Source organism: Oceanibaculum nanhaiense, assembly GCF_002148795.1.
Lineage (GTDB): Bacteria > Pseudomonadota > Alphaproteobacteria > Oceanibaculales > Oceanibaculaceae > Oceanibaculum > Oceanibaculum nanhaiense.
Map to the genome: position 1 here is coordinate 1 of NZ_MPOB01000025.1, position 3,418 is coordinate 3,418.

Annotated in this window: 2 protein-coding genes; both read right to left on the reverse strand. The window is 58.8% G+C overall.

The window, feature by feature from the left end; all coding sequences use genetic code 11:
• On the reverse strand, window positions 1–2,798 hold a 2,798-nt coding region (locus BKM74_RS18300; protein ID WP_140056131.1), incomplete at its 3' end, for a DUF4347 domain-containing protein.
• Between the two features lie 407 nt (window positions 2,799–3,205).
• On the reverse strand, window positions 3,206–3,418 hold a 213-nt coding region (locus tag BKM74_RS18305; RefSeq protein WP_140056130.1), incomplete at its 5' end, for a helix-turn-helix domain-containing protein.

Below are 3,418 nucleotides of genomic sequence, written 5' to 3' on the forward strand. Positions count from 1 at the left end.
ATCGTCTCCGCCTGGGTATTCTCGCCGGAACCGGGCGTCGTCGGTGTCGTCGGCGTCACCACGACAGGCGGCGTGGTGGGCGTGGGCGTTTCGGGTGCCGGGGTCGTGACCGTGATGGTGAATTCCTGATTGGCAAGCGACGCGTTGTCATTATCCCTCAGATAGAAGTCGAAGCCGAAACTGCCGGCCCCGCTGCCCGCCTTGAAGGTGAGTTTGCCGTCGTCGATATCCTGCTGGGTGAAGCTGTCGCCCTCAGCCAGGGTGACGCCGGCCAGCAGCAGATCGCCGCCTGTCGGGTCGCCATAAAGGAGCGCATAGGTCAGGTCCGCCCCGTCATCGTCCTGGTCGCCCTCGTTCAGCATCGCGGTGGTAATTGTCACCGTCTGGCTGGTCTGCACCGAAGCGCCCTTGTTCGTCGCCAGGGTCGGCGCGTCATTGGCGTCGGTGACGGTGATCGCCACCGCCTTCGACGAACTTGTTAGCGTGCCGTCGGAGGCCGTGACCTCGATGTCATAGACATTGTTCTTGCCGTTATCCGACGGGTTTTCGAAGTCCGGGGCGGTCTTGAAGGTGACGGCGCCGGTGGATTTGTCGATGCTGAACAGGTTCGCATCCGCCCCGCCGGAAATGGTGAAGGTCGGCGTGTCGCCGGCATCCGGATCGCTGCCGGTCACCGTATAGACGGTGCCGGTGCCGTTCTCCGCAACAGTGGCGGTCGTGGTCTTGTTGGTGACTTCCGGCGCCTCATTCACGTTGGTCACGGTGATGGTGATCGCCTGATCCACCGTCTGAGCACCAACCGTGGCCGTGACGGTCACGTCATAGACGTTATTGCTTCCCGCATCCTTGGCACTCTCGAAATCCGGTGCCGACTTGAAGGTGACGGCGCCGGTCGAGCCATCAATGTCAAACAGGGCCTGATCCGCGCCACCGGTGATGGAGAAGGTGGGGGTGCCCACGCCCTCCGACACTGACGCTGTCGCGGTATAGACAGTATCCGTTCCATTCTCCGCGAAGATCGCTGTCGTGCCGCTGGTGAAGACCGGCGTCGCGACCGTCACGTCGGTCACCGGGATGGCGACCAACTTGGCCGGGCTGGTCGCCTTGCCGTCCGAGGCTGTCACCTCGATATAATAGCTGTTGTCTCCGCCAGAATCCGCTGGGTTCTCATAATCCGGCGGCGTCTTGAAAGTGACCGCGCCGGTCGAGGCGTCGATATCGAACAGCGCGGCATCCGCCCCGCCGGAGATGGCGAAGGTCAGCGTGTCATTTTCCGGATCGGTGGCGGTGACCGTATAGGCGGGACCGGTGCCGTTCTCAGCGAAACCGCTGCCTTCGCCAGACGTCACGGTCGGCGCGTCGTTCACGGCAGTGATATTGATCGTAACCGTATCGGCCGTGCCGTCTATTGTTCCGTCATTGGGCGTAATTGTGAGCGTGGCGGACGCGGTAGCGTTCGATGCCGGTGTATAGACGATCTTGGATGTATCGTTGAGATAGGTATTCAGGTTCGCCGCCGACCCCTGAAGGGTCATTGATCCGCTACCGGAACTCGAAATCGTGACTCCGGCGGTGGTCCCGTTGCCATCCGTCGCCGCGATGGTGCCCGCGTCAACCGCAAGCGTTAGTGTTATGGTATCGTCCTCTGCATCCGACACATTATATGCAGATAGATCAATCGCTGTGGCCGTGTCCTCGTTGATTGTCGCATCATCTGGCGTGCCGCCCAGCGCAGGCTGGGTATTGCTGACGATTGCCTTAACGTCACTGACAACGAAATTATTGATCCCGAAGCCAGCATTGCTGCCGGAATTGGTCGTTGAGATCATAACCGATTTGATGTCATTGAGCGATGTCGATGAAAGCCCGGAGAAAACGGTGAAATCCGAAATCGTCTGTGCCGATCCAGTTGTCGCTGCAAGCGTTCCGGAAACGGTCGAATCATCCGCAAGGGTTATATCTAGGGTAATCGTGTCATCGTAATCGGTGTAATAGTCAAAAGCAGTAAGATCGAAGCTATGCCCGGCCTCTAATGAAATCGTTGTTTTGGTTTCGTTTATAATGTCATCATAACCAATCATGTATCCTGCGTTATTGAAAAATGCAGGCGTGTCTCCTCCAGAATCCGAAGACCCTGCTGTGAATGTAATATTTTTCCCGTCGACCGTTTTGACGAATGTGCCATCAGGGTCATTTAGTGTCCCGTCCTCAGAGCCGTCCAAAATTGTAATGGTTTCAAGAGTGTGCGCGTAATCCCCAGGCATCAGACTGCTGGCGGTCATATCGCCCGTATTGCGCTCCAGTTCCCAGTCACCGCCAAGGGCCGCAGCTCCCGTCAAATCGTCGGAAGCGGCAACATCCGCCCCGGTAAGCTCGGCGAGGCGGTCGATGAACGCCTGCCCGTCACTGCCTGCGCCGGTATTGCAGCCATAGAGCAGCAGGTCGCCGCCCGGCGCGAGCGCGGCTGAGAGTGCGGCGAGAGCCTCGGCATGGGCGTCGAGCGTATCCAGGCTGAGGATATCTGTCCCCAGCTTCACCATGCCGGCATTGCCATGCGAGAGAATGTGGATCGCCTCCACACCCGCCCGTCCGGCCAGCATGTCCGCGAGTTGCGTAAAGCCGTTGCCCGCGCCGTCGATCAGCAGAATCTCCGCACCGGACGGGAGTCCCTCCAGCAATGTCTGGTAGTCCTGGACGGAGGTATCGACCACGACAAGCGCACCGCTGGTTGCCCCGCCTGCGGCTTCGCCCGAAGACAAGGGGGTGCCCAGCACCGTTTTGTCGGTGTTCGCGATCATGACAATTCATCCTTCCAGGATTCGAAACCAAAGAGCGGTTGTGACGCGCACAAGAAACACGTCAAAACTTAACTTTTCGTAAAGCCACTACACTTGGCGTAGCAGTAAGGCAATCACCAGGAAGCCATTGTCAGAATTGGTCTTTTTTGAAGTGGTACCGAGGTAGGAGGCGTTTGTTCTTCTGGCTATTCTGGCTGGCTATTCTACTTATGCGGGTGCCAGCAAGCCGGCGAAGGCTACCCGCGCCGACAGGGGCCTCCGAGGCGGCAACTGGCGGCGTTTTGCCGGACAGCCGGGCACGCGCGCAACCACCGCACGGAACCATTTCTGTCCTCATTTCTGGGGGAGGATTTCAGGGACGGTCAGTCTCAACCGTCTCAATTCTCTCAAGGAGTCGAAAGAATCCGTCAGGAATCGATAAACACGACGCCCTTGCCGAAGATTGCCCGGATCGGCAGCCGGAAATGCTGGTCGCGCGCCTTCTTGCGCAGCCGGCTGAGGATGACATCGACCCGGTGGGTTTCCGGATGCTCGTCATATTCAAACAGCTGGTCGTGCAGGATCTCCTTCGCATAGACCTGGCTGGGGTTGCGGTAGAGGATCTGCAGCAGGGAAAATTC